25 protein-coding genes are annotated in these 26,805 nt (G+C 35.7%); 16 read left to right on the top strand and 9 right to left on the bottom strand.

Annotated elements, in window-relative coordinates:
* The first annotated feature begins 75 nt into the window (after window positions 1–75).
* Genes I5776_RS20735 through I5776_RS20750 form a run of 4 tightly spaced genes read left to right on the top strand, consistent with a single transcriptional unit; the run spans window position 76 to window position 2,831 of the window.
* The gene (locus tag I5776_RS20735; protein WP_202778363.1) at window positions 76–462 is read left to right on the top strand and encodes a GntR family transcriptional regulator; all 387 of its coding nucleotides are present in this window, start codon (window positions 76–78) and stop codon (window positions 460–462) included.
* Window positions 459–1,355 (top strand): ABC transporter ATP-binding protein, encoded by an 897-nt coding sequence (locus tag I5776_RS20740; protein WP_202778364.1) that lies wholly within the window; start codon window positions 459–461, stop codon window positions 1,353–1,355. Before I5776_RS20735 ends, I5776_RS20740 begins: the two co-directional genes overlap by 4 nt.
* Window positions 1,342–2,085, top strand: a complete 744-nt coding sequence (locus I5776_RS20745; RefSeq protein WP_202778365.1) for a hypothetical protein — start codon at window positions 1,342–1,344, stop codon at window positions 2,083–2,085. The genes I5776_RS20740 and I5776_RS20745 overlap by 14 nt, the downstream gene beginning before the upstream one ends.
* Entirely contained in the window at window positions 2,082–2,831 is a 750-nt protein-coding gene (locus I5776_RS20750) for a hypothetical protein (RefSeq protein ID WP_202778366.1), read from the top strand. The genes I5776_RS20745 and I5776_RS20750 overlap by 4 nt, the downstream gene beginning before the upstream one ends.
* A gap of 52 nt (window positions 2,832–2,883) precedes the next feature.
* Here the strand turns inward: I5776_RS20750 and kynU are convergent, their stop codons facing one another.
* Both kynU and I5776_RS20760 read right to left on the bottom strand, forming a co-directional pair.
* Window positions 2,884–4,170, bottom strand: coding sequence for a kynureninase (gene kynU, locus I5776_RS20755; protein WP_202778367.1), 1,287 nt, complete (start codon window positions 4,168–4,170; stop codon window positions 2,884–2,886).
* Window positions 4,171–4,196: 26 nt separating this feature from the next.
* Window positions 4,197–4,682: a PaaI family thioesterase gene (locus tag I5776_RS20760; RefSeq protein WP_108072230.1), complete on the bottom strand. Its 486-nt coding sequence runs from the start codon at window positions 4,680–4,682 to the stop codon at window positions 4,197–4,199.
* A gap of 177 nt (window positions 4,683–4,859) precedes the next feature.
* Here I5776_RS20760 and I5776_RS20765 point away from each other — a divergent pair, with 177 nt between their 5' ends.
* On the top strand, window positions 4,860–6,110 hold the full coding sequence (locus I5776_RS20765; RefSeq protein ID WP_202778368.1) for a GGDEF domain-containing protein: 1,251 nt from the start codon (window positions 4,860–4,862) through the stop codon (window positions 6,108–6,110).
* Between the two features lie 166 nt (window positions 6,111–6,276).
* Window positions 6,277–7,770, top strand: a complete 1,494-nt coding sequence (locus I5776_RS20770; RefSeq protein ID WP_202778369.1) for a peptide MFS transporter — start codon at window positions 6,277–6,279, stop codon at window positions 7,768–7,770.
* A gap of 150 nt (window positions 7,771–7,920) precedes the next feature.
* Here I5776_RS20770 and I5776_RS20775 read toward each other — a convergent pair whose 3' ends face one another.
* From I5776_RS20775 to tatC, 4 genes are all read right to left on the bottom strand, one after another.
* Entirely contained in the window at window positions 7,921–9,636 is a 1,716-nt protein-coding gene (locus I5776_RS20775) for a GMC family oxidoreductase (protein WP_202778370.1), read from the bottom strand.
* A 28-nt stretch (window positions 9,637–9,664) separates the two neighbouring features.
* Entirely contained in the window at window positions 9,665–10,435 is a 771-nt protein-coding gene (locus I5776_RS20780) for a gluconate 2-dehydrogenase subunit 3 family protein (RefSeq protein ID WP_108072597.1), read from the bottom strand.
* Window positions 10,436–10,588: 153 nt separating this feature from the next.
* On the bottom strand, window positions 10,589–10,786 hold the full coding sequence (tatA, locus tag I5776_RS20785; RefSeq protein ID WP_108072596.1) for a twin-arginine translocase TatA/TatE family subunit: 198 nt from the start codon (window positions 10,784–10,786) through the stop codon (window positions 10,589–10,591).
* A gap of 45 nt (window positions 10,787–10,831) precedes the next feature.
* Window positions 10,832–11,566, bottom strand: a complete 735-nt coding sequence (gene tatC, locus I5776_RS20790; protein WP_202778371.1) for a twin-arginine translocase subunit TatC — start codon at window positions 11,564–11,566, stop codon at window positions 10,832–10,834.
* 176 nt (window positions 11,567–11,742) lie between these two features.
* Here tatC and I5776_RS20795 point away from each other — a divergent pair, with 176 nt between their 5' ends.
* Complete coding sequence (locus I5776_RS20795) at window positions 11,743–12,003, top strand: hypothetical protein (RefSeq protein WP_108072593.1); 261 nt, start codon at window positions 11,743–11,745, stop codon at window positions 12,001–12,003.
* Window positions 12,004–12,094: 91 nt separating this feature from the next.
* On the opposite strand, the gene I5776_RS20800 is transcribed toward I5776_RS20795, so the two are convergent.
* Window positions 12,095–12,448 (bottom strand): c-type cytochrome, encoded by a 354-nt coding sequence (locus tag I5776_RS20800; RefSeq protein ID WP_202778372.1) that lies wholly within the window; start codon window positions 12,446–12,448, stop codon window positions 12,095–12,097.
* A 231-nt stretch (window positions 12,449–12,679) separates the two neighbouring features.
* Between I5776_RS20800 and I5776_RS20805 the strand changes: the two genes are divergently transcribed.
* Window positions 12,680–13,612 (top strand): S66 peptidase family protein, encoded by a 933-nt coding sequence (locus tag I5776_RS20805; RefSeq protein ID WP_202778373.1) that lies wholly within the window; start codon window positions 12,680–12,682, stop codon window positions 13,610–13,612.
* Window positions 13,613–13,656: 44 nt separating this feature from the next.
* On the opposite strand, the gene I5776_RS20810 is transcribed toward I5776_RS20805, so the two are convergent.
* Window positions 13,657–14,622: a TRM11 family SAM-dependent methyltransferase gene (locus tag I5776_RS20810; protein ID WP_246483859.1), complete on the bottom strand. Its 966-nt coding sequence runs from the start codon at window positions 14,620–14,622 to the stop codon at window positions 13,657–13,659.
* 188 nt (window positions 14,623–14,810) lie between these two features.
* On the opposite strand from I5776_RS20810, the gene I5776_RS20815 reads away from it, so the two are divergent.
* Window positions 14,811–17,177 carry a penicillin acylase family protein gene (locus I5776_RS20815; protein ID WP_202778374.1) on the top strand — a complete coding sequence of 789 codons (2,367 nt, stop codon included), beginning with the start codon at window positions 14,811–14,813 and terminating at the stop codon, window positions 17,175–17,177.
* Window positions 17,178–17,218: 41 nt separating this feature from the next.
* Here the strand turns inward: I5776_RS20815 and I5776_RS20820 are convergent, their stop codons facing one another.
* Window positions 17,219–18,256: an LLM class flavin-dependent oxidoreductase gene (locus I5776_RS20820; protein WP_202780889.1), complete on the bottom strand. Its 1,038-nt coding sequence runs from the start codon at window positions 18,254–18,256 to the stop codon at window positions 17,219–17,221.
* 408 nt (window positions 18,257–18,664) lie between these two features.
* On the opposite strand from I5776_RS20820, the gene I5776_RS20825 reads away from it, so the two are divergent.
* The 7 genes from I5776_RS20825 (at window position 18,665) to I5776_RS20855 (ending at window position 26,796) form a co-directional block, all read left to right on the top strand.
* Window positions 18,665–20,140, top strand: coding sequence for a methyl-accepting chemotaxis protein (locus tag I5776_RS20825; protein WP_202778375.1), 1,476 nt, complete (start codon window positions 18,665–18,667; stop codon window positions 20,138–20,140).
* 149 nt (window positions 20,141–20,289) lie between these two features.
* Window positions 20,290–21,207: an aldo/keto reductase gene (locus I5776_RS20830; protein ID WP_202778376.1), complete on the top strand. Its 918-nt coding sequence runs from the start codon at window positions 20,290–20,292 to the stop codon at window positions 21,205–21,207.
* Window positions 21,208–21,354: 147 nt separating this feature from the next.
* Window positions 21,355–22,041, top strand: coding sequence for a response regulator transcription factor (locus I5776_RS20835; RefSeq protein ID WP_202780890.1), 687 nt, complete (start codon window positions 21,355–21,357; stop codon window positions 22,039–22,041).
* A gap of 1 nt (window position 22,042) precedes the next feature.
* Window positions 22,043–23,047, top strand: a complete 1,005-nt coding sequence (locus I5776_RS20840; RefSeq protein WP_202778377.1) for a sensor histidine kinase — start codon at window positions 22,043–22,045, stop codon at window positions 23,045–23,047.
* 100 nt (window positions 23,048–23,147) lie between these two features.
* Window positions 23,148–23,909 (top strand): ABC transporter ATP-binding protein, encoded by a 762-nt coding sequence (locus I5776_RS20845; RefSeq protein ID WP_202778378.1) that lies wholly within the window; start codon window positions 23,148–23,150, stop codon window positions 23,907–23,909.
* Window positions 23,899–25,845, top strand: coding sequence for an ABC transporter permease (locus I5776_RS20850; RefSeq protein ID WP_202778379.1), 1,947 nt, complete (start codon window positions 23,899–23,901; stop codon window positions 25,843–25,845). The genes I5776_RS20845 and I5776_RS20850 overlap by 11 nt, the downstream gene beginning before the upstream one ends.
* A gap of 570 nt (window positions 25,846–26,415) precedes the next feature.
* A complete protein-coding gene (locus I5776_RS20855) occupies window positions 26,416–26,796 on the top strand; it encodes a VOC family protein (RefSeq protein WP_202778380.1) in 381 nt (126 codons plus the stop codon).
* Window positions 26,797–26,805: the final 9 nt, after the last annotated feature.

Consider the following 26,805-nt stretch of genomic DNA (forward strand, 5'->3'; position numbering starts at 1 on the left):
TATTGTATTTTTCCTTAAAACTCAGTATACTACATTACAACACTAATGCACTAATCCTCGAGAGGAGGACAAAACTTGAAATTAAATCCGGATGGATTAAAGCCTATTTATGTACAAATTTCAGAGTGGCTGGAAAATGAAATTATCAACGGAAGTTTGGAAAAGGACCAAAAAGTTTATTCACAATATCAACTTGCTGAAATGTTTACAATCAATCCAGCAACTGCAGCAAAGGGATTAAATATATTGGCTGATGATAATATCCTTTATAAAAAGCGTGGACTTGGCATGTTTGTCACAGAACATGCGCAAGAAATCATCCTTTCCAAAAGAAAAAGCCAAACATTAAAAAGACTTGTTTTCGAGACAGTGCATGAGGCTAATACACTAAATGTTTCGGAAGTTGAATTGGTACAAATGATTAAAAACGCAATTATGGAAATTAAGGGGGTTGGGAAATGAATGCCGTTTATTGTAACAATTTAGCAAAATCATATGCAAATGCGCAGGTATTGAAAAATATCACTTTTACAATTGAGCCAAACACGATTACTGGGATTATTGGAAGAAATGGTGCCGGAAAAACGACACTTTTGAAAATTATAGCTGGATTTTTCCGCGAAACCTCTGGTGAAATCAAAGTATTTTCAAAAAAACCTTTTAATAATCTTTTCGTGTCCGCAAATACCATTTATATCGATGATCAAATGAATCTACCCGCTTCCTTACAACTAATTGAAATTTTAGAAGAGGGTCGTCGCTTCTATAAAAATTGGGATCATCAACTTGCGCTTCGTCTATTTGACTATTTTTCTCTTCATCCTAATCAATACTATAGCAATTTATCTAGAGGGATGAGAAATACGTTTAATATGATTATAGGATTGTCATCTCACTGTGCATTAACCATTTTCGATGAACCGACAACAGGTATGGATGCAGCAGTTCGTAAGGATTTTTACCGAGCTTTATTAAAGGATTATATTGCACACCCTAGAACAATTCTTTTGTCCAGTCATCATTTAGATGAAATTGAGGATCTATTGGAAGATGTACTACTTATTAAAGATGGAAAAGTTTTATTACATCGTCCAATATCCGAATTTAAAGAATGGGCAATCGGACTCAAAGGACCAAAATCACTTATTGAACAATGGATTGAAAATAATGATGTCCTCCATGTGCAAGAAGTCGGAAATAACTCCCTGTATGCCGTCATTAAGAATGATTTTACTTCTTTTGATATAGATAATATTCGGCTGGCTGGAATAGAAATTACTCCTGTTACAGCAAGTGATGTGTGTGTCTATTTAACAAGTACGTTTAAAGGAGGGATTGATGATGTCTTTAATTGAAGTGAATCTTCCTGAGATTGTAAAAAAGCAGTATTTATTTAAGCTTAAATCATATAATCGAATCTTCAGTTCAATGGTTGTCCTGCAAATTGTAGGTATTCTTTTTTCGCTAGGTGGAACCGGCGGCGGTGGTGGCGGTAGCAATAATATTGAGTATAAAGTTTCATATTATTCTTCTACTACTGTAATGTTTTTTACTTTTTTGTGGGCCTTTATTTCGGCGATTTTACTGACAACAAAAGCCAATAGATTTGATGATTTTTCACTCATAACAACTAGAGTTTGCAGTCATTTATCTAATTTCTTAATTCTGTTAACGGCTAGTATTTTAGGAGGACTCTCATTCTTTTTATCAGGATTTCTATTAAAACTAATCATTTATTTCTTCGTAAATCGCCTAGTATATACCGGGGAAGGATATGTACCGTTGGACTTTTTAATTGGCATCACTTCTTCAGTCCTTTATGTATTACTATTTTGTGCGCTTGGGTATGTAACAGGAACACTCGTTCAGCTTCACAAAGGATTTATTTTATTACTGCCCGGACTTTATATCGGGTTAATTATTTGGGGAGATAATAATCGATTTGTACGTATTTTAAAGAATATTACGGAGTTTTTTACAACTGAACAATCTATTATATTATTTGGTATCAAAGTGATAATAACTGCCGGAATGCTTTTTGCCTTCGCCATCGCAATATCCAATCGAATGGAGGTTAAACAATGAATGCTGTAGGAGCCTTCATCCCCATAATATTTATTTTCTTAATTATTTGGGGAATCTTTTACATTATACAAAGTAAAAATAAAAATCAGTTGACTCAAAAGCATAAAAAACAACGCTTCTATTTATCTAACAAAAGGATTCTCTGGATGGTCAGTGGTTATATGATTATACTCATCCTTTCTGCTGGCATTTATGCTTTTATCCCTCAAAAGCATACACCTGCTAAGGTTTATATTGATGACGAGGAATACGATAAGATAAGCAACCATCTATACGATGCGATAAATACTGGTAATATTGAACAAATTGACTCCTCCTTTATTAGCGGTAAGTGGGAAAAGAAATATACGGGGAAGCAATTGAAGATTGTCGCTCCTGAACCTGACGACATAACTCCCACTATTGTAGTCGAAAGAAAAGCTACGAATGATCAACTAATAGAAGGAATTTTTTATAAAACTAAATCGTATGTTGATAGCATCGATGTTACCGAAAAAGTTCCATCCGACCAATTAAAATGGTCAAACAATACACTTACCTTGATTCCGCCTAAACCAGTAAAACTTAATTTTGCATTATTTCATAAAGATATGACACTCAAACAATTTACAGAGGAAACATCTGTAAGGGATGATGATTTCAACAGTAGCTTCGGTTTCCAAATTCTCTATTTACGCGTCCCGAAAGACCTAAAAATACTTGAAAGTGAAGAAATAGGAATTCAATATGTTGGAGATTCAAACTAAAGATTTAGTGGGGATGAAGTATCTATTCATCCCCACTAAATTTGTTCAAAACCTACGCCACTACGCCACGCTTATTTTCAAATTGCTTGTACTGTTCATCCTCCATAATTTTTTTCAATAGCTGAACAGAATTCCAAACCTCTTCATACGTAGTATAAAGTGCAATAGGTGCAAGCCTTATCCCATTTGGTGCGCGGAAATCAGGGATAACACCGTTCGCTTTCAATGCCTTACAAATTCTTGCTGCTTCTTTATGCTCCAAATAAATATGTCCACCTCGGCGATGATCATCCAATGGATTCCCTATAGTAAACCCCATATCATTTAACTCATATGTGATAAGATTCATCATATATCGAGTGATTTGCAAAGATTTATTGCGCAGATGATCCATCCCCGCTTCTTCAAACATTTCAAGGGAACCGATTAACGGTGCCATACTTAATATATGTGGAGTCCCAATTTGATAAGCTCCGGCATGTTCCGCGGCGGTTAAGATATGCTCCATATCGAATTGTTTATCCTTTTGTGAACTAAACCACCCTGCAAGACCGGGTAAACGTCCGAAGTGTCGCTTATTAACATACAATCCACCTACCGCACCAGGTCCACTATTTAAATATTTGTAATTACACCAAACAGCAAAATCCACATCCCATTCATCGAGCCAATGCTTTATTGCGCCGATGGAATGGCATAGATCAAAGCCGATGATAATTCCACGTTTGTGTGCTTCATTTGTGAGTCGTTTCATATCTAAAATTTGCCCGCTCCGATATAACACGCTTGGCAAAAGTATTATTGCCACTTCCTCTGTCATTGCAGCAATAATATCATCTTCCTCTATCAATCGGCCATCTCGACTTTTCACTCGTAATAAATGTATCCCAGGATCAAAACCTCTAAGCTTAAGCTGGCTTTGAAGGGTATAAATATCCGAAGGGAAATTTAATTCATCTGCAAGAATTTTGTTTCTTCTCCCGTTCGGTTCAAAAAAGGTCGCAACTAATTGGTGAAGATTAGTCGTTGTGGAACCGCTTACGATTACCTCATCGTCCAAAGCACCAATTAGTGGAGCAATCATTTTTCCAAGTCGTTCAGATAGGTCAAACCATGGATACTCCCCTTCTGTCCATCCATCAATCCCAAAGTTTCTCCATGAATCTAGCAATTCCAATAATGACTTCTCCGCTCGTTTAGATAATAACCCTAGCGAATTCCCATCAAGATAGATGATCCCCTTTTTTTTATAAAATTCGGCCTGATATTTAGCTAACGAATCTTCGGCATCCAATTGGAGAGCATAATCCAGTGAATACTCAAATGTTTGTTCGTCCATTATGTTACCCTCCTAGACTCCCATCATCATTCCTTTTTCAAAAACGTACTTGGCATTACGACAGCTACTACTTCACCGCGAACACAAAGCTCATCATTTGCAAATACTTCCGTAGCAACTTTCCACTTTTTAGGGTGAATTTCCTCTACTGTCCCAATCGCTTTTAACGGAACACCATGTGGTGTAGGTTTAAGAAAGTCGACCTTTAGAGATGCTGTAACAAAACGAGGTGGTTCTGAACCATCTCCCGGTTCGTGACCGTTTTTTCTATGTAATGCTAATGCGGCTGAACCTGTACCATGACAATCAATTAATGATGCGATTACTCCACCATAAACAAAACCTGGAAGTGCCAAATGATCCTTTGACGGTGTATAAACAGTTACTGTATTTTCCCCTTGCCAGACTGTTCGAAAGTGGTGCCCCTCCTCATTTAATCGTCCACAGCCGTAACACCAAGCAAAACTATCTGGATAATCATCTTGAATCGCCTTTACACTTTGTTCTTCCATTACTACCCCTCCTTTTCAGAATAGTATAACATATTTTGCTAAAACTTTTTAAAGCGCTTTACTAATCTTTAGTCCCTATTTGCTAGCTGTTATGTCTAATAAGTCAGAAAATAGTAATGCATTCTGGGAACTTTTTAGGTAAAATGAATTATAAAGTATTTAGAGGAGAATTCTTCAGTGACGCTAAAAGCACGGTTATTCGATTTTTTACTATTTTTCACTTCATTAGCAGTAGCATTTAGTTTAGGTCATTTTACAATTGACCCCACTACATTTGTAATCGCATTACTTTTGTATTGGGTATTTTCTAGTCTTTATTACCAATTACGAATAATCAGCAAAAAAAACAATACTAGTTTTGATTATGGAATTAGCTATAGCCTTTCATTTGCTATTTTCACCGGAACATTAGGCTTATTGCTTTTTGAAACAATCTATCGTTTTACGGTCTATCTAACGAAAAGGTGGAAAAATACAGCGGATCCCGGTGAACTTTTAGATGTATTTTATAATATCGGTTCATTTGTCCTAAGTAACTCTATTTCCTATTATTTATTCACGCTTTTGCATCCCGGCTTTCAACATATTCCTTTTGGATTTTGGATATTAATGATTTTCCTAGTATGTGTAAGCTCCTTTCTTACAGGAACTTTTTTAGCTATTGTCCTTTATATTTCGGGGGATATAAAATCAAGGTCAGAAACCATCGAATTTATTTTTAAAACAAGAAGCTTTATGGATATTGGGAAAGTCGCCTTTACGAACGGACTATTACTCCTTCTTTTAGAAGAGGGAAAATGGGAGATGATTATCAGCCTGTTTATTCTTAACTATCTTGTTAACCGATCCTTTGTTTTCAAATCCCATAGCATACAAAACAAAATCGAAAGAGATAAATTTGAACAAATGGCATACACGGACTTTCTTACCGGGATTGCAAACAGAGCATACATGGATAAAAAAATGGCTGAACTTAATCAATCAAATGAAACAATTGCCATCGTTGTTGCAGATATCGATAAATTTAAAAGAATTAATGATAACTACAATCATGCCGTCGGAGACCGCGTCATCCAGCATTTTTCAACTATATTAAAAAGCCGCTTAAACTATGATGATTATTTATTTAGAAGTGGCGGCGAGGAATTCACACTGTTTCTAAGAAATCGATCGTTTGAAACGAGTGTCGCCTTAATCGAAACAATTTCACAGGATGTTATGAGTAATATGGTAACTGTTGAACATCATTCAGAGTCCATTCCTATCTCTTACACCGCCTCGTTTGGGCTTTATTTCCTCAAGTTAAATGATGATGTATCAATTGGTAAAGGATATGTATACGCAGATCAACTTCTTCTTCAGTCAAAAGAATTGGGTAGGAATAAAATAACGGTAAAGAACGCCATACTAAAGACAGATAATCAATGAGCATTGTTCATGATTCTCTGTCTTTTTTTTGGAATAAAGTTATTTCCAGAAAATTTATTATTAATAATAACGGAGAATATAAAAACGCAAATACTAATATAACAATTATTTTGACAATAACTAAAATTACAAGTATTATATTATAATAACAAGGGAGGTAAATTTAATGTCAGAAATCAATAGACAGAAAATTGTGTCTAGTGTTCCTCAAAAGGGCTTTTTCGGACACCCGAAAGGATTATTCACCCTGTTCTTTACGGAATTCTGGGAACGTTTCTCATACTATGGAATGAAAGCAATTTTAGTTTACTATATGTATTATGAGGTCTCAAAAGGCGGTTTAGGACTTGATCAATCAACTGCCCTTGCTATTGTATCTATTTATGGATCATTAGTTTATATGTCGGGAATTATCGGTGGTTGGCTAGCTGACCGTATTTTTGGTACATCCAGGGCGGTATTTTTCGGTGGGATACTTATCATGCTCGGTCATATCGCCTTAGCCATACCGGGGAATATTTCATTTTTCTTCGTGTCTATGGTATTAATCGTCCTCGGTACGGGGTTATTAAAGCCAAACGTTTCTAGTGTGGTCGGTGAAATTTATAGCGAAGAGGATAGTCGTCGTGATTCCGGTTTTAGTATCTTTTATATGGGAATCAATCTTGGTGGATTTGTATCTCCTCTAGTTGTTGGGGCTGTCCAATCAAATTATGGGTTCCACCTAGGCTTTGCCTGCGCAGCGGTTGGTATGTTTATCGGACTAGTTGTCTTTCTTGCAACGAAGAAGAAAAATCTTGGTCTTGCTGGAACCTTTGTTGCCAATCCATTATCTCCAACTGAAAAGAAAAAGGTATTCACTATAATTGGGTTAGCTATTGTTATTATTGCGATTTTATGTGCGATTGCTATTCCGATGGGAATCCTTAATTTTAAGACTTTTATCGGCTTAATCGGTATATTAGGAATTTTGATTCCGACTATGTACTTTATTGTAATGTATCGCAGCCCTAAAACATCAAAGGTAGAACGGTCACGTATAATTGCCTATATTCCATTGTTTATTGCTTCGGTTATGTTCTGGGCAATACAGGAGCAAGGATCAACCATCCTAGCAACTTATGCCGACAAACGGACACAATTAGATTTTGCTGGAATTCATATTTCACCTGCTTGGTTCCAGTCATTAAACCCATTATTTATTATTGTGTTTGCACCAGTGTTTGCATGGCTTTGGATGAAGTTAGGAAAACGCCAGCCATCTATTCCTAAGAAGTTTTCATTTGGATTATTATTTGCCGGTATTTCATTTTTAGTTATTCTTTTACCAGCATACTTCGGCGGCTCTAATTCATTGGTTAACCCACTATGGCTTGTTCTTAGTTACTTTATAGTCGTAATTGGCGAATTATGTTTGTCCCCTGTTGGACTATCAGCAACTACAAAACTAGCACCTGCTGCATTCTCAGCACAAACAATGAGCTTATGGTTCTTATCTAATGCAGCTGCACAAGCAATTAACGCACAAATAGTAAAATTCTATACACCTGCAACCGAAATGGTCTACTTTGGAATCATAGGAGGGGCATCAATTGTTCTAAGTATTATTTTATTTATTCTCTCTCCAAAGATTCAAAGCTTTATGAAAGGTGTTCATTAAGAAAAGAGCGGGGCACCTAAACAAATAGTAAATTACATTTTCAAAAGCCTATGAAAACGAAAAGGGCTGCCTGATATTTTTCTGATCAGGCAGCCTTTTCTATTTATATTTTCATATTTGGTTTAACCTAATTTTATAGGAAACTAGTGGTTAAGCGAGTGAACCGCCTTTTTTAAGATACTTTTCAATACCTTCTGCAGCGCGATATGCTAATGCTCCTACTGTTCCTGTTGGATTGTAGCCAGAATTATGACCAAAAGCATTTGCACCGGCGGAGAATACATTTTCACAATCCCACATTTGTAAATAATTATTTAGAGCGCTTGTCTCAGGATCTGCTCCCATAATTGAACCACCAGTATTATGTGTAGATTGATAGTTTCGAATATCATAGTCGCCTACTTTTTGGCCACCTTGATTGACTTTTGATGCGCCCATTTCTTTTAAAATTCCCGCAGTTTTTTCACCGAGATATTTACCTAATTGCTTATCTTGGTCTTTCCAGTTAAACGTCATACGAACAAGAGGATCACCAAAGGCATCTTTATAAGTTGGATCTAAATCTAAGTAATTATCTGCCCATGGCATGGATGCCCCTTGTGCACCAACTGAAATTGTGCGATTTGCGTATTTTATTGATGCATCTTTAAATTCTTTACCCCAAGATGGTGTTCCTGCAGGTACCGCATTATTTTGAATTGGACGATTTCCTGATTTACCAATTCGAACATTTGCACCGTGGATAAAGTTTAAATCAGAGTGATCAAAGAAGTCTCCGTTAAAATCATCAAGATTAGCTCCTAATGCTCCAGCTCCGGCAAATACATTGTATTCTTTATCGAAGAATCCAGTAGATCCACCAAAGTTAACTTGATATGCATAGTTTTTACCAATTACACCTTGTCCTGTTTTTGGATCATATGGCTTACCTAATTTTGAATTTAACATGATCTTTACATTATTCATTTGATAAGCAGAAAGAACAACTACTTCAGCTTCTTGAATATATTCTTCACCCGTACGTGTATCAACATAAAGCACACCTGTTGCTTTTCCACCACTATGTAACACTTTACGAACTACAGAATGTGTACGCAGTTCATATTTACCAGTCTTCTCAGCGACTGGAAGAACAGTCACCACAGGGTCTGCCTTAGCTCCATACTCACAACCGAATCTTTCACAGAAACCACAATATTGACAAGCTCCACGACTAATATTGTCTGGATTTGTGTAGTTCTCTGATAGATTGGCTGATGGCATACTATATGGATGATATCCAAGTTTACTAGCTGCATCTTTGAATAATTTCATTTCTGAGCTTTCAAGCATTGGCTTTGTCGGATATTTGTATTGTGGTGAACCTTTTAATGGGTTCGGCTCTCCTGATATACCTGACATTTTTAAGAATTGATTGTAATATGGCAATAATTCATCATGAGTAATTCCCCAATCTTGAATCGTCATACCTTTAGGAATTTTATTTTTGCCGTAATGCTCAACGGTTTTAGAATAAATTTCAAAATCGTATGGTAAAAACAAATAAGTTTGTCCGTTCCAATGAACCCCAGAACCACCTAATCCATCACCAAACAGGAATGAACCCCATTCGCGATATGGTAATGCTTTTTGCTTTAGATTATGACGAATTGTTACCGTTTCTCTCGATAAATCTTGCATTAATTCATATCGTTGTGCATAGCGCAATTCATCATGTACTTTTAAATAATCTTGTGTAGAACGGCTTTTTCCTCGTTCTAGACCTACTACTTTATATCCTTTTTTAGTAAGCTCAGAAGCAATTATACCACCAACCCAGCCTACACCAACTGTTACTATATCAGTCTTTGGTAATTTCTTTGCCATAACTAGTCACCTTCTATTAGAGAATTTATCACATTGAACTTAAGCTTTTCGGATCCATTTTCACAAACGAATCTTTTTCGATAATATCTTTATAAGACATTTGATGTCCTGGGAAGTTTTTCATTTTCCATCCAGCCATATCTTTATTTCCACCGTACATTGGATCAGCATAAACTCCCTCAATCGTTGCCTTTCTTAATAATCCAAAAAAGTTACTCGCTGAAGTTGCACCATTTAGTTTTACTTTATCTGCCTCAAAATCTTTTAAAATAGCAACTTGTTGATCGCCTTCAAGCTCATGGAATTTCTTCTTATGTTTCTTTTGTGCAGTACTATTTAAAGCTTGAATTCCCAAATCAAATATTTCATGTCTTTTTAGATGGGTTTGATATCCTAGCTCTGGAACAGAATCAGCAAGAGAAAAAGGACCGGACATGTATTCCTTTGTGTTTAATCCCCAATTACCAGCTAATTGGTGGTCAATATAATACGCTACATCTAAGTCTTTTGCTCCAGGACCTACATCTGTTTTAGGAAAAATTTGTTCTGCCGCAGCTTCAATTGTTGAAAAATCCTCTTGATTCGTGAAATACATCAACGCTCTTGACGGATTGGATGAGTTAGACATTTGATGACCACCGGGTTCCGTTGATGCTGGTTTCGAAGAACCAGGTTTTTTTCCAATCAAACCACCTAATGCACCACCGACAATAAGTCCACCGACAGTCAATCCGGAATTTTTCAAGAAAACACGTCTTGAATTATCTTGTACACCATTTTGATTTTTTTTATCTGACACACAAAAAACCCCCAATTATCATTACTAAATAATGTGATTTAACAAAAGAATAATCTTAACCCTTTTCAATACTAGGTTAAGATATTATTTGTTGGGACTATGAAGTTAGCATTTCATCATCATACAAATGAAATACTAAATACCTGCATAAAATTAATTTTTAGTATCCTTTTTTTCTTCTGACTCAAAAGGTTCTGTTACATCATCAACAACCTCTTTTGTTGATTTTTTGAATTCTCGAAGTGTATCACCAACCGCTTTACCTAGTTGTGGCAATTTAGCGGGCCCGAATAAAATTAAAGCGAGAACTAGTATAATAATTAGACCTGGAATTCCGATTGAACTAAACATAAATATTCACTCCTAAAAAATAATATTGATGAAACTATGAATCTCTTACCCTTTTTTCTTATAAATAGAACTTGAGCAAATAATACTAATCTCAAACAAAAGAAGTAGAGGTATGCTGACTAATATTTCAGATACAAAATCCGGCGGAGTAATAGCTGCAGCTATAACGACTAATACCATATACGCCACTTTTCTAATTTTTCGTAATAACTGCGGATTTACAATACCAACCTTCGTAAGGAATATGACGATTACAGGCAACTCGAACATAATACTAATTGGAAATATGATTCCAAACATCAGTTTAAAATACTGATTAATTCCGTATGTTTCCGTTGCTCCGATTGTTTGATTGATTTTAGTTAAAAATTGAAGCATCATCGGGAACAAAACAAAATAACTAAAGACTACGCCTAAAATGAATAAGAAAAATGAAATAGGAATAAAAATAAATGTACCTTTTTTCTCCTGTTCAGTTAATCCTGGCTTCACAAACTTCCACGTTTGATATAAAGCAACGGGTAAGGTGATTAATACCGAAACAATAAGGGCACATTTTAAATAGATGGTAATTCCATCTCCGAATCCAAAAACATTCCACTCTATATCCACAGCTGAAGGTTGATTTTTAATAAAGTTTAAAATCGTAGAAGATACGAAAAATCCTAAAATTAAAGAAAGTATAAAAAATACAATAACGATAATCATCCGTTTTCTTAATTCGGTTAAATGCGAAACAAGTACATGTTCTTGATCGTTTTGATGATTTGCCTGTTCCATATTAAATTAGAGCTCACCCCTTTTTAAACGGATAAAATAATAGTATACTTATATTTAGGAAAACGAAATAACAAAAACCATTATACGCCCAAAAAATTGAAAAATCACTAAAACTTTAAAAATTTTTTTGAAAAATGATTAGGAATTAAAAAAATTTTTTCATAAGGAGAAAAACAATGACTACTCACAATAAAGCGGAACTATCTCTTTTCAGTGAGGTTCTTTTATCAGTACTATTAACCGCGTGCCTAGCAATCTTTCTTTTTAAATTCAATGACACATTTCCTTGGTTATCCTTTATTGGTATTCCAATTGGACTTGCAGTGATCATTGCATGTTGGGAGCAGAAAAAGAATAGTTGGTCTCTTTTAATTACCGGATTGGTACTAAATACGATTGTATGGTCAGTTGTATTTAATTGGACATCCTTTTTCTAAGTTTGTAAGAAAAGTGAAAGCGCCTTGCTCAGTTTTTCAAAAAGAGAACCTGAACCCCAGTTTTTTGGGTCAGGTTCTCTTTTTATTACCCTTATTTTTTCTGTGATAACCATTCAGCGACACTTTTCGCCTCGTCTTTTGAAATAAGACCGGCAGGCATTTTTCCGTTTTTTCCGTTATTAATAATATTTTCTATCTCACCTTGATCATATTTTGAACCAATTTTATTCAAGGCCGGACCCGCACCACCTTGTAATGTATCTCCATGGCAAGTAATACAATTTTTCTTCACTATTGCCTCTGCATTAGCAGTCGTATTAGCTGATGCATGTTCACTAGTACTTGCTGTTTGCGAAGATTGAGGTCCCTTGTATATAAACAATACAAATACTAAACACACCAAAAGAACAATATTGATTCCAAAGGAAACCCATGTCTTTTTCATATAAAAAACCTCCTAGAATAAAGTATTTAGTAATACGAACTTTCTTATTATAACTCAATAAAAGATAGTGAAAAGTAAAAAACACTTTTTTGAAAATTCATTATACTGGAATACAAAACGAAAATTGTCATTCATTTACTTTTATCAAGCTATATTGAAATAACATTTACTAATTTCTTTCTCATTTACTTCTGTCATATTGAATAGTAATAAAAAAGAGGAGGGAGTCATGTGCAAAAAGGCAAAACACTAAAGTTTGGAGACACGATTGGCTTAATTGCCCCTGCTAGTCCCACAAAAAGGGACCGGACTCTCAAGGCAATTGAAACAATTGAACGTCTTGGATTTCATGTAATAGCAGGCAATAGCTGTTTTCAAGAATTAGGCGGTTATTTAGCGGGTACTCCAAAGAGCCGCGCTACGGATTTGAATTCAATGTTTAAGAATGACAGAGTAGATGCTATTTTATGTATACGAGGAGGATACGGTACTCCCCAACTATTGACATACGTAGACTATGAGATGATTGCTGAAAATCCTAAACTATTTATTGGTTATAGTGATATTACAGCACTTCATATTGCATTGATGCAAAAAAGCCATTTGGCAACTATACATGGTCCGATGGCCGCCTCTGATTTAATCGATGCGGATGATTTTACAAAACAAGCCTTATTAAGGACAGTGATGGACCATCATCCTCTTGGAAAACTTATGAATCCGAATAAGGAAAATATGTGCAGTATGGTAGATGGTGAAGCAACCGGCGAAATTGTTGGTGGAAATCTCTCGCTAATTTGTGCATTATTAGGAACACCCTATGAACTAGATACGAAAGGAAAACTATTGTTTTTAGAGGATATTGATGAAGAGCCATATAAGGTTGACCGAATGTTAACCCAATTAAAGTTAGCGGGAAAATTAACGGATGCTGCTGGTATTATCCTTGGGTCATGGACAAATTGCGAAAGTAAAACGGATCCAAATGGTTATACATTGATGGATGTGTTTAAAAATATACTAATTCCAACCAATAAACCCATTATTTATAACGTATTTGCTGGACATTGTAAAACGAAATTGACCTTGCCACTTGGTGTAAAAGCACGTGTAGACGCAACAAATAGACACTTGATAATAGAAGAATCCATTACTTGCAATTAGTTTTAAAGAATAGAGAGTCTCATAGACTTACGAGACTCTCCTACTTACTCACAAACAATGACATGACGGGAAAATGTGCCCTTTTTTGCAATAGCACGGTCAGTAATGATAAATCCCGCTTCTAGTAGAATGTCATCAATTTCTTCAATTGTTATTACGACCAATTTACTAGAAAATCTCCGCGCACTTTGTAACATGTTCAATTTATCAGCATCCGGTAAAACAGAACATAAATTATACGGCATATCGATGATTGCTACATCATACTTTTCTGTTATCTTATTCATATCCCTAACAGTTACTTCACCTTCAAGTCCAAAATAAGCAAGGTTTTCTCTTACCCCTGGAACAATAAGATAATTTCTGTCGCTTCCAACGATATCTATCCCCATCGACAAAGCCTCCACTAATACTGTTCCAATTCCACAACAGGGGTCTATGGCTTTAGTTCCAACTGGATTAGGAACGGCAATATTTACCACTGACCTTGCCACACGTGTACTGAGTGCCGTTGAATAACTATTTGGTTTCCTTTGATGCCTTAACCAACTTGCATCATTCTTAGTATACTCACCAAATACCCACTTCTCATCGATACGTAAAATACCAAATAGTCGATTTGGGCCGATTAAATCCGGTTCGCCATCGATATGCAATCCAATTTCGCGTTCAATTTTTCTGCGGTCTTCAAAGCTCATCTTTTTAGCCTGATTGAAATCGGCACTTTTCACATAAATAACTTTAAACGTGCATGCTCCTACCTTTAGCTCTTTTACTTTTTGTAGAATATCCTGAAGATCATTTCCTGTATAAATGACATCGATTCGTTCTTTTATAAACGGACTTCTGCTAGGATTAATTTTCACTGAACTTTCGATTATACGAAAGTCGTTATTTATATTGTTTATGTCAAATAGCGTGCGTAGCTCCAATTCACAAAGCGATTGTTCCTCATCGCGATAGGCATATGTATAAACATAAGATATTGGCTTATAATTTTTACTTTCCAACAATTCTCATCCTTTATTGCAGAAATTTCAAAAACTAGTAAGCTGGCTAGATTTATCTAGTATTGTATCTGCTTCATTCATTATATCAACAACCCGGCATATCCCACAAAAAGAAGTTCTTTAAGAACTTTTTTAAAAGGATTCTATCTATTGTGCGCGAATAATAATTACAAAAGGGGGAATGTAATTTGGAGTCTGTTTTACAAAATCAAAAGAAAAGGAAAATAAACTGGAAAAAGATATCAATCTGGACGATATCAATCATCATTGTGCTAGTACTTGTTGCGTATTTTGCAGCGAATATGTACATCTCTCGCTCTTTACCAAAAACAGAAGGGGAAATAAAATTGTCCGGATTAAATGCTAAAGTAAATGTAATAAAGGACAAAGATGGGGTGCCACATATAGATGCGGAAAATGAGCATGATTTATATATGGCGCAAGGGTATATTCAGGCACAGGACCGTTTATTTCAAATGGATCTAAGTCGGCGCCAAGCTTCCGGTGAATTAAGTGAAGTTGTCGGCGAATCTGCCATCAATAGGGATAAATACTTTCGTACACTTGGATTAAGAAGAGCAGCCACCGCATCCTATGATGAATACTCAACCCAAGCGCAAGAAACGTTACAATGGTTTGCTGACGGAGTAAATGCTTATATGAAGGAATTAAAAGACAACGGCAAATGGCCGATTGAATTTACAATCCTCGGCTATAAACCGAGAGAATGGACACCGATTGATTCACTCACAATCGGCAAATATATGGCATTTGACCTTGGAGGGCATTGGGAGGATCAAGCATTTCGTTATTATTTATTGCAAAAGTTCCCTAAAGATAAAGCGTATGATTTATTTCCATCCTATCCAAAAGATGCACCATACATTATAAGCAAAGATACATTAAACCTTGAAAAAAGCTTTGCTTCTGTCGTTACACCTCCTGAATTTAATGGAAGTAACGATTGGGTCGTAAGCGGACAAAAAACAAAATCAGGGAAACCAATATTAGCTGATGATCCACACTTATCACTTGGTACACCATCCATATGGTATCAAATGCAGTTGAAGGCACCGACAGTGAATGTAAGCGGCGTCATTTTTGCCGGGATACCGGGAATTATTTTAGGACATAACGAGGAAATTGCCTGGGGGGTAACAAATACAGGACCAGACGTTCAAGATTTATATATTGAAAAAAGAAATCCAAAAGAGAAAAACCAATTTCTTTATAATAAAAAATGGGAGAATGCGGAGGTTGTTAAAGAACCAATAAAGGTTAAAGATCAAAAAACGATTGATTATGAAGTGACTATCACCAGACATGGTCCGGTAATTTCCGAATTTGCTGCAGATAGCGGCAAGGACACTGTTCTTTCATTACAATGGACGGCTCTACAGCCTTCAAATGAATTGGAGGCCGTCTTACAAATGAATAAAGCGGGAAATTGGGATGAATTTGAAAAGGCACTAGAAAACTTTGAAACTCCAACCCAAAACTTTGTCTTCTCTTCGAAGGACGGAACAATCGCTTATAAAGCAAATGGCAAAATACCGATTCGAAAAAAAGGAGATGGCCTGCTCCCAGTCCCTGGTTGGACGGATGAATACGAATGGACGGGTTACATCCCTTTTAACGAACTGCCGAAAACCGTAAATCCGAAGGAAGGATTTATTTCGACAGCTAATAATAAAGTCATTTCTGACGATTATCCATACCATATTAGTCATAATTGGGCACAGCCGTATCGTCAAATGCGAATCCAAGAAGTTTTAAAATCAAAAGATCAAATAACAGCAAAAGATATGCAAGATTTGCAAATGGATAAATTAAATTTACAAGCAAAAGAATTTGTTCCTATTTTTCTTAAGCATGTGGGAGGAATACAGAATAAAATTGAAAAGGAAGCTCTAGTATCCTTACAAAATTGGAACTTTATCGATGACAAAGATTCCGCTGCACCACTCATTTTTAATATGTGGATGAGGAATATCCCTGAAATTCTTTTTAATAAAGAAATTTCAAAAGAAATGCTCGGAAAATTTGGCGGACAAAAACAAGCAGTCGATGAATTAATTAGACATGCTGCAGAAGGGAAACCAGGTCCGTGGATAAGTGAGTATGGCGGATTGGAAAAGGTATTACAAGATTCATTAAAACTAACGGTACTAGAAATAGAAAAAAAACAAGGTGATAATGTGAAGAAATGGGAATGGGGCAAATACCATCAACTCTATTTCGCCCACCCACTTTCTAGCGTGAAACCATTAAACTATTTATTTAATAGTGATGGTAAAATTCCTGTAGGCGGTTCAAGTGTCACCGTTCAAGCAGCTGCTAATAAAGAAGATGGAACAGTTGATCACGGAGCCTCATGGCGGTTTGTTATTGATACCAATGATATGAATACCGGTTATCATATAGTCGGTCCTGGCCAATCAGGACATATAAAAAGTGAATGGTACCACAATCAACTCAAAGCATGGACAGAAGGAACTTATCATGCAACAAAACTTAACACCAAAAAGGGAAACAAGCTCGTACTATCTCCTTAATCCGAAAAAAGTCGGGACGGTGGACCCAAACCACTGTCCCATTATTTTTTTGTTTCCTTTCTAACAGCAGGAGCTACCTTTGTTGCCAATTTTTCTATGTTTTTGGCCACTTCTTTAAAAGGCATGCCACCTATATCCATTTGTGCAAGGAAGCGCTGATGGCCAAACAGCTCGTGTTGCCGTAGAATTTTTTCGATGATTTCCTGGGGACTTCCAACAAATAAAGCAGATTCTGGACCGGTCATCTTTTCAAAGTCTTCCCTAGATAAACGTGTATTCCCTTTTGGAGGTTGATTCGGATTCCCCCAATAATTTGAATGATAGGGGTAAAATTCATCCCTTGCCTGTTGCGATGTGTCTGAAATATAAACATGTCCGGTTACAGCAACCTTTAAATCTTGAGGAGAAAATCCAGTATTATAAGCCGTTTCACGATACTTCTCGACAATTGGTTTAAATCGTGCTGGATCACCTTCAAGAATCACTATTGCTAAACCTGTGCCTAACCTTCCTGCTCGTGCTGCACTATTTGGATTTCCCCCGACACCAACCCAAATAGGGATACCTTCCTGATAAGGACGCGGTGAAATTTCTGCATTGTATAGTGCTGAACGATATTGTCCTGACCAGGAAACTTTATCACACGCATTCAGCTTCTGAAACAACTCGATGTTTTCTTCAAATAACTCATCATATTTTTCCAAATCATATCCAAAAAGGAGAAAAGGTTCAATAAAGGCTCCACGCCCTGCTATTATTTCTGCGCGGCCATTGGACAAAAGATCAAGTGTTGCAAAATCTTCGAATAGCCGCACAGGATCTATTGTATTTAATACCGTTGTAGCGCTTGTTAATTTAATTCTTTTTGTGACTTGTGAAATCGCTGATAAAATGACTGGAGGTGTTGAAACTGCGTAGTCCAAACGATGGTGTTCACCAACACCAAAAACATCTAGTCCGGCCTCATCAGCAATTTTCGCCGCCCCAATAATTTCCTCTAAACGCTGCTTTGGACTAATTTTTTGTCCCGAATGTGGATTAGGAGCTATTTCTCCGAATGTATACACTCCTATTTCCATACCGGATTGCTCAGATGCGGGATCAACTTTCACCTAACTCCCCTCCCAAGTTCTGAATATCGTCTACCTTTTTATGTTAGGCTTTGTTAAAGTTCAGTGCTGATATTGACACCATGCTGATTGGAGTGGAAATCAACAATCCAGTATAACAGAGCCTTTTGTTAATAAAATAAAGTTCACTCATATACTATTCTCATATCACAAATGAGTAACCTTCTAAAATACAAATGGTTAATGCAACAATAAAAAAAGTGACTCCTGTCCATAACAGAAACCACTACTAATAAATTTCCCCCTCTTCTCTATTTTCCTCTTTTTTTAGACAGAATCATCCTAACTAACTATTGAATAATTCCCTTTTTCGCCGATATATAAGATAAAGTGAATATTTCAACTGGAGGGACAACATTGAGTGCGTTTGAAGAGTTAAAACTGATGGATATGAAAAATAAAAACAAATTGATGCTCATTACCTATTTAGCGTCAACCATTTTGGGATTAGCTAGTTTACTGGCTTTAAAATCGGATTTTTGGACAACTTTTTCCTATGTTTTTCAAATCCTTTTTTACCCTATTGTATTTTTTCTAGCAAAGAAATATAAAAAGGACTATATATTTCCTTATGTCATTGTTGTTTTCATGAATTTATTTAATTTGGGTTTAGTCATGTTAAATGGTGGTTCATTATCAACGGCACTATCTATTTTCTTCTTTTCTGTTTTTTCTGCAGTACAATTTAATAAAACAATTTTTGGAATCGGATATTTACTTGGATTTGTCACACTTATATTAAATAATCTTTTTCCTACAAAAAACTATTCATATATCCAAGGGGAATTAAGCTCTTTTATTATTATTTATTTATTTTCCGGCGTTCTTTTAGGGATGTTAATCGTATTAAACCAAAAACAATATAAGAAACTAGAAGAATATATAAACTTAACAGAGGCAGATACACGATTCAAGGAAGAACAAAAAAATCGTCTTGAGAAGGAAATGCTCACCATTGCCGAAAGTATCGGAAAGATTAGTGAAAAGGTACAATATAGTCTTGGTTCTCAGGAAGAAATGAAACTTGCAATGAATGAAGTTTCCGCTGGTAGCCAAGTACAAAGCGAACAGATTTCTGAAATTGCTGAAAATGCCCATAAAAATTTACAAGCGATTCATGAGATGAATAAAATTTCAGCGGAATTGATCGAGGATTCAACTAAAACTAGTGCCCTTGCAGGCGAAGGTCAAGAGAAGGCCAATCATCTTACAAAAGAAATGGACCATCTCCAAAATGTCATTCATAAACTTAGTGAAAACTTTACTACTTTAACCAAAAAAATTGAAGAAACCAATCAATTTGCTAATAATATTAAGCAAATAACAGAACAAACCAATCTTTTGGCTCTAAATGCTTCCATCGAGGCTGCTCGTGCCGGCGAGGCTGGGAAAGGATTCTCAGTAGTAGCTGAGGAAATAAGAAAACTAGCCGATTTAACAAAGGATATTACAATAAAAATCACAGAAAACTTAAGTGAAGTAAATAATACAAATCAACTTGCACAAGAAAATATGCAAACAAGTAGTGTAAGTTTAAATCAAAGCGTTGAATCGACTAAGGAAGTGACTAGTAGATTCAGCCAACTCGATGAAATGCTTAAAAAGCTAAAAAACCAATTCATAGAATTCGAAAAGTTTTCTAATGAGGTTGGGAAAAACAGTGAAAATGTAGAATCATCTACAACTGAATTTGCTGCTATTATCGAACAGGCAACGGCCAGCTTACAACAAATTAGTGCATCCGTTGAGAACATGACATCTGACAGCCATTCAATCGCAACTTATATCCAAGAGACAGCATCTAGTACGGAAAATATTAAAAATAGCTTTTAATAAATGCAAAAAGGGTGTCCATTATTTGGACATCCCTTTTTTGATATTGGGGCAAATTGACTTGTCCATTGTCACACCAATATTGTAACTACTTCACTAATGTGTCAAAATCAAAATAAATATATTTGTAAAATTGGAGGGGATCAAAAATGAAAACAATGAAATTAGGAAGCAGTATGTTAGATGTACCGGTTGTAGCTGTCGGTTGTATGAGAATCAACTCGTTAGATAAAACGGAAGCTGAACGTTTTGTTCAAACCGCTTTAGAAGAAGGTGCAAATTTCTTCGACCATGCAGACATTTACGGGAGTGGAACATGCGAAGAAATTTTTGCAGATGCCATCAACATGAATGCAGATATCCGTGAGAACCTTATTTTACAATCAAAATGCGGCATTCGCAAAGGTATGTTTGATTTTTCAAAGGAGCATATTTTAGAATCAGTAGACGGCATTTTAAAACGGCTGAAAACCGACTATCTTGATGTTTTGCTTCTGCACCGTCCAGATGCACTTATAGAACCCGAAGAAGTAGCCGAAGCCTTTGATATTCTTGAAAGTTCCGGAAAGGTGCGACATTTCGGTATCTCCAACCAAAAACCAATGCAAATTGAATTACTAAAAAAGTACGTCAAGCAACCGCTTGTTGCAAACCAGCTTCAGCTAAGTATCACTAATGCCACTATGATTTCTAATGGAATAAATGTAAATATGGAAAATGATTCAGCTGTAAATCGTGACGGCAGTGTTCTTGATTATTGCAGACTAAATGATATTACCATTCAACCTTGGTCACCTTTTCAATATGGATTCTTTGAAGGTGTCTTTCTTGGAAATAACAAGTTTCCTGAACTAAATCAGAAAATTAATGAAATCGCTGAAAAATATAATGTTAGCAACACAACCATTGCCATCGCATGGCTTTTACGCCACCCTGCAAAAATGCAACCTATCATTGGCACAATGAATGTTAATAGACTAAAGGATTGTTGCACGGCAAGCGAGATTTATTTAACACGTGAAGAATGGTATAGCATCTATCGTGCCGCGGGTAATATCCTTCCATAATCATCGTACAATCGTCTAAAAGGATAGCGAACAACTATACAGTGTTGTTCGCTTTTCATCATTCAAAGAAATTCTGCCCATCACCATATAGCATGCAAAATGGATTTACTATACAATATTTTTAAGAAATCAGATCGGGTGATTGTATTGTTTAAACTTTTATTAATTGAAGATGATACTACTCTTTACCATGAAATTAAAGATCGATTATCGAGTTGGTCTTATGACGTATATGGTGTTACAGATTTTAATCATGTAATGCAAGATTTTACATCTATTAAACCAGATTTAGTTATTATTGATATCCAATTGCCGAAATTCGATGGATTCCACTGGTGCCGAATGATTCGCGCGCATTCAAATGTTCCCATCATCTTTCTTTCGTCTCGCGATCATCCTACCGACATGGTGATGTCCATGCAGCTAGGTGCAGATGATTTTATGCAAAAGCCATTTCATTTTGATGTGCTAATTGCAAAAATCCAGGCAATTCTCCGCCGCGTATATAACTATAATACGGAAGAAACTGTTCTCAAAACATGGTGTGCGGCAACGATTGATTACGAAAAAAACATGGTCTCCAATGAAATAGGCTCCATTGAACTGACAAAAAATGAAATTTTTATTTTAAAACAGTTAATTGAACAAAAAAATAAAATCGTTAGTCGGGAATCATTAATTAACAGCTTATGGGAAGATGAGCGTTTCGTGAGCGATAATACATTAACTGTCAATGTAAACCGATTACGAAAAAAATTAGACGAAATCGGTTTGGGGCAATTTATCGAAACAAAAGTAGGACAAGGCTATATCGCAGTAGAAGAGGCATTTTAATATGATTAAAAAATTTTTAATCGAAAGATTTAGTTGGATCTTCCTATTTTTATTTCTGCAACTCTTGTTTGTCTTTATTGCAATTATTGATACGGCCATCCCGCTTTCGTCTATTCTTTATATTGTCTTTTTATCCTTTATCATCTTTATCTTTTTTGTCATCATTCGTTATCAAAAGGAAACAAAATTCTACCGTAGCCTCGAAGAATGGGAAAACAGTCTTGATGTAACAAGAATCACCAATGCGGAAAGTCCTTTTGAACATATTATTGAAGATTGTATAACGAATCAAACAGAGATGCTGAAAAAGAATTCTTCACTTAATCTAATGTCATTAGAAAAGGAGAAAGATGAACTATTATCCTGGATTCATGAAGTGAAAACACCATTAACAGCAATGAGCTTAATGATTGATCGTTTAGAAGATGAAAAGATGAAAGCACAATTAACCCATGAATGGCTGCGAATCCATCTGCTGCTTGACACCCAGCTTCATCAAAAGCGGATTCCATTTATGGAAAATGATTTATTCATGGAAAAAGTAAACCTCCAATCGCTCATTGTAAAAGAAATTAAAACTTTACAATCATGGTGTATGCAAAAGGGCATTGGGTTTAATATGGAAGTAGAAGTGACAGAAGTGGTTAGTGATGGAAAATGGGTTGCCTTCATCATCAGACAGCTTTTAACAAATGCCGTTAAATATAGTGAAGGATCAGATATTTTGATTAGAACCTATGAGCAAAATGGACAAACAGTCCTAGAAGTCAAAGATTCCGGACGAGGGATCGATCCCAAGGATTTGCCGCGAATATTCGATAAAGGGTTCACCTCTACTGCCGAACATCAAGATCATGCAGCAACAGGAATGGGGCTCTACTTAGCCAAAAGAAGTGCCAAATCCTTGTTGATAACTATTGATGTGCAATCCACTTTGGGAAAAGGGACAACCTTTACATTAACATTTCCAAAGAGAAATGAGTTTCATCAAATTACGGGCGTGTGACAAAAATGTCACATGCTTTTATTTTTTGTTCGCTTAATCGAAGGATAATGAAATTTTGGCTCGTTATAATAAGATTATTAAATGAAGGAGCGATTCAAAAATGAAAATATTAGATGCAAATAATATTTATAAAATATATGGAAATAAGTTTAATAAACAAGAAGTATTAAAAGGCATTGATATAAGTGTTGAAAAAGGAGAATTTGTCAGCATCATGGGGCCTTCAGGTTCTGGTAAAACAACCTTGCTTAATGTCCTTTCCTCTATCGACAGGGTAAGCAACGGAACCATCCAAATTGATGGGAAAGATATGACCCGGATGAAGGAAAAGCAGTTAGCTGAATTTCGCAAAAGCCATTTAGGTTTTATCTTTCAAGACTATAATCTACTGGATACATTGACTGTTAAAGAAAATATCCTATTGCCATTATCGATTACCAAAGTGCCAAAAAAAGAAGCAGAACAAAAATTTAAGGAAGTGGCAACTGAACTTGGTATTTACGAATTGAAAGATAAGTATCCGAATGAAATTTCCGGAGGACAAAAACAACGTACCTCTGCCGCTAGGTCGTTTATCCACCATCCAAATATTATTTTTGCCGACGAACCAACGGGTGCCCTTGATTCAAAATCGGCTTCCGACCTATTAAATAAGCTTAACGATTTAAATGCGAAGCTTAACGCAACCATTGTAATGGTCACTCATGACCCAGTCGCAGCAAGCTATTGCAATAGAGTTATTTTTATAAAGGATGGAAAAATCTATACGCAGTTAAACAAAGGAGAAGAAACGAGACAAGCCTTTTTTAACGATATTATGAAAACACAAGCAGTATTAGGTGGTGTGCAAAATGAGCATTAATCGCCTCATTCTCCGCAACCTGAAAAAGAATATTAAAAATTACTATCTCTATGTTTTTGCTTTAATCTTTAGTGTCGCTCTTTATTTCGCGTTTGTTACGTTACAGTATGACCCATCCATGACTGAAGCAAAAGGAACGATTAAAGGTGCCGCTGCGTTGAAAACGGCATCCATCCTCCTCATTGCAATTGTTGCGATCTTTCTTTTATATGCGAATAAGCTCTTTATGAAGCGTCGCAGTAAAGAAATTGGTTTATTTCAATTGATTGGAATGACAAAGAACGGCATCTTCCGTCTTATGAGTGTTGAGAACTTAATCCTTTATTATGGTTCTTTACTAATCGGTATCTTTATCGGATTTTCCTGTTCTAAGTTGATTATGATGATATTATTTAAAATTACGGACGTAGAAACAAACGCAACTCTTCAGTTTTCTGTGGAAGCTTTAATACAAACAATTATTGTCTTTACGCTCATCTACCTTGTTATCCTGTTAATGAACTATGTATTTATTAAAAGACAAACAATTTTATCCTTATTTAGAGTGATATCTTCTGCAGAAGGAAAAGTGAAAAAAATAAGTGTTTTTGAAGTATTGATTGGAATTATTGGCATTGTATTAATTATTTCAGGTTATTATGTTTCATCAAAATTATTTGATGGAGACTTTTCAACCATGTATGGGCTTTTCGGGGCAATGATCTTCATTCTCGGCGCTGTCATCATTGGAACGTATCTTTTTTATAAAGGATCTGTCACATTTATTACGAATGTTATTAGGAAAAAGAAAGGCGGATACCTGAATATTAATGAAGTATTATCTCTTTCTTCAATCATGTTTCGAATGAAATCAAACGCCTTGTTACTAACGATTATTACAACCGTTTCTGCACTTGCCATCGGTTTATTGTCGCTATGCTATATCTCTTATTACTCAGCAGAGAAAACCGCAGAGCAGAATGTACCTACTCACTTCTCGATAACAAATAATAAAGATGCTGCCAAATTTGAGAAGGAATTAAATGCAAAAAAGATCTCCTATAATGAAAAAAGATTCGATGTCATCCAAGTAGATATCGATACAAGCAAAATAATTGAATCTAGTTTAAAACAATTTAATGGTGATTTGACTGCTATGGATTTTCCTGTCATAAGTGACAAATCTGTGAAAGACCTTAATCTTTCAAAGGATGAGACACTCTTTAGCGGATTTGAAGGGATGCTGTCAAAAGTATTGTCCTTCAAAGATTCAGGAACTCTTGTTTTAAAAGGAAAAACGGAAAGAATTCCACAGAAATACGTTGGTCTAAACGAAGAGTTCATTCTTCCTTATAATTTCACATATGGTGGATTTCCTGTTGCCATTGTAGATGACACAGTTTTCCAACAACTAAAGAAGGATCTCAATCCTAAAATCCAAACTAATCATTCCCTTTATATTGGTATCAATATAGATGATAAAGCTAATATAGAAGAGGCGGACAGACTTTTCCAAGAGCTTCATCTTGATGACCATCCCGGGAATTTATCACGCCTTTTGATGAGCAGCAGCCAGAAACAATCGATGGGACTGATCATGTTTATCGTCGGTTTCCTCGGATTAACTTTCTTGATTACATCCGGTTGTATTCTTTATTTTAAACAAATGGATGAAAGTGAAGATGAAAAACCAAACTACACGATCTTGAGAAAACTCGGTTTTACCCAAATGGATTTATTAAAGGGTATTCAAGCAAAACAACTCTTTAATTTCGGTATTCCTTTAGCCGTTGGATTACTCCATAGTTACTTCGCCGTTAAATCAGGCTGGTTCATGTTTGGTACTGAACTGTGGACACCGATGATTGCTGTTATGGTTTTATACACAGTCCTATATTCAATCTTCGGCATATTATCTGTTCTTTATTACAAAAAAGTGATTAAGGATGCACTATAACGATCAATTCAAACTTTAAGATATATGAAAGAGCTTTTACATTAAGTAGTTCCAATAACGTGGAGAAAATCTAAAATCACAATATGGATTAACAATATAATTAGCACACAAAAGCTTGGAATTTCCCCCAAGCTTTTGTCTTTAATATGTTTTTTAATTAAGCTTTCATTAGATGCTTAATCGAGTTTGATAAATAAGCGGAGAAAGTTCCCCTAATTAAGAAATAGCACTGAAAACACCTTAAATAGACGGGAAAATTCCGACTATTAACTCGAAAAACGTGAAAATGAGTAGTTTTGCTTTGCTTAATCGGAAAACCTCCGCTTAAATCCCCGAACCGAGCTCTATTCTGCTGTTTAACCGGAAAATATCCGCTTATTTTGATTATCTTTAATTAGCATACTATTGGTATGTTTCTCAACCGAAACGGAACTAATTACTTTTACATACTTAGGACTCTTTTTATCATGTATAATAAAATTGTCGGAAAATTCTTTCCACCTATAAATGGAGATGGGGAATTTTTCATTTAATGCTTATAACAAACTGTCGAAGGAAGGGGAAAATTTTATGGATACTAATTTTATTCAAAAGGTAGGACAAATTGGGGTACCTGTTAAGGATTTAGAAAGGGCTATACACTTTTATAAAGAGCAACTGAATCTTCCTTTATTATTTCATACGGATACTATGGCATTTTTTGAATGTAACGGCCTGCGTCTTTTACTTAGCCTGCCGGAAAAAGACGAGTTTGCTTATGCTAGCTCTGTCATCTATTTTCAAGTTGAACAGATAAAAAATACATATGAGAAATTCCGTCGTAATGGAGTTGCCTTCATCGATGAGCCACATCTTGTAGCAAAAATGGGACAAACCGAGACATGGATGACCTTTTTTACAGATACCGAAGGAAATACCCATGCTTTAATAAGTGAGGTTCATGCTCAATAGCATCCTAAG

The sequence above is a fragment of the Heyndrickxia vini genome, from assembly GCF_016772275.1.
Classification (GTDB): Bacteria; Bacillota; Bacilli; order Bacillales; family Bacillaceae_C; genus Heyndrickxia; species Heyndrickxia vini.

Bases quoted from the DNA above. Each gene is read 5' to 3' on its own strand.
- I5776_RS20740 (WP_202778364.1), top strand. From the start codon at position 459: ATGAATGCCGTTTATTGTAACAATTTAGCAAAATCATATGCAAATGCG.
- I5776_RS20745 (WP_202778365.1), top strand. From the start codon at position 1,342: ATGTCTTTAATTGAAGTGAATCTTCCTGAGATTGTAAAAAAGCAGTAT.
- I5776_RS20750 (WP_202778366.1), top strand. From the start codon at position 2,082: ATGAATGCTGTAGGAGCCTTCATCCCCATAATATTTATTTTCTTAATT.
- kynU (WP_202778367.1), bottom strand. From the start codon at position 4,170: ATGGACGAACAAACATTTGAGTATTCACTGGATTATGCTCTCCAATTG.
- I5776_RS20760 (WP_108072230.1), bottom strand. From the start codon at position 4,682: ATGGAAGAACAAAGTGTAAAGGCGATTCAAGATGATTATCCAGATAGT.
- I5776_RS20770 (WP_202778369.1), top strand. From the start codon at position 6,277: ATGTCAGAAATCAATAGACAGAAAATTGTGTCTAGTGTTCCTCAAAAG.
- I5776_RS20775 (WP_202778370.1), bottom strand. From the start codon at position 9,636: ATGGCAAAGAAATTACCAAAGACTGATATAGTAACAGTTGGTGTAGGC.
- tatA (WP_108072596.1), bottom strand. From the start codon at position 10,786: ATGTTTAGTTCAATCGGAATTCCAGGTCTAATTATTATACTAGTTCTC.
- tatC (WP_202778371.1), bottom strand. From the start codon at position 11,566: ATGGAACAGGCAAATCATCAAAACGATCAAGAACATGTACTTGTTTCG.
- I5776_RS20795 (WP_108072593.1), top strand. From the start codon at position 11,743: ATGACTACTCACAATAAAGCGGAACTATCTCTTTTCAGTGAGGTTCTT.
- I5776_RS20800 (WP_202778372.1), bottom strand. From the start codon at position 12,448: ATGAAAAAGACATGGGTTTCCTTTGGAATCAATATTGTTCTTTTGGTG.
- I5776_RS20820 (WP_202780889.1), bottom strand. From the start codon at position 18,256: ATGGAAATAGGAGTGTATACATTCGGAGAAATAGCTCCTAATCCACAT.
- I5776_RS20830 (WP_202778376.1), top strand. From the start codon at position 20,290: ATGAAAACAATGAAATTAGGAAGCAGTATGTTAGATGTACCGGTTGTA.
- I5776_RS20840 (WP_202778377.1), top strand. From the start codon at position 22,043: ATGATTAAAAAATTTTTAATCGAAAGATTTAGTTGGATCTTCCTATTT.
- I5776_RS20845 (WP_202778378.1), top strand. From the start codon at position 23,148: ATGAAAATATTAGATGCAAATAATATTTATAAAATATATGGAAATAAG.
- I5776_RS20850 (WP_202778379.1), top strand. From the start codon at position 23,899: ATGAGCATTAATCGCCTCATTCTCCGCAACCTGAAAAAGAATATTAAA.
- I5776_RS20855 (WP_202778380.1), top strand. From the start codon at position 26,416: ATGGATACTAATTTTATTCAAAAGGTAGGACAAATTGGGGTACCTGTT.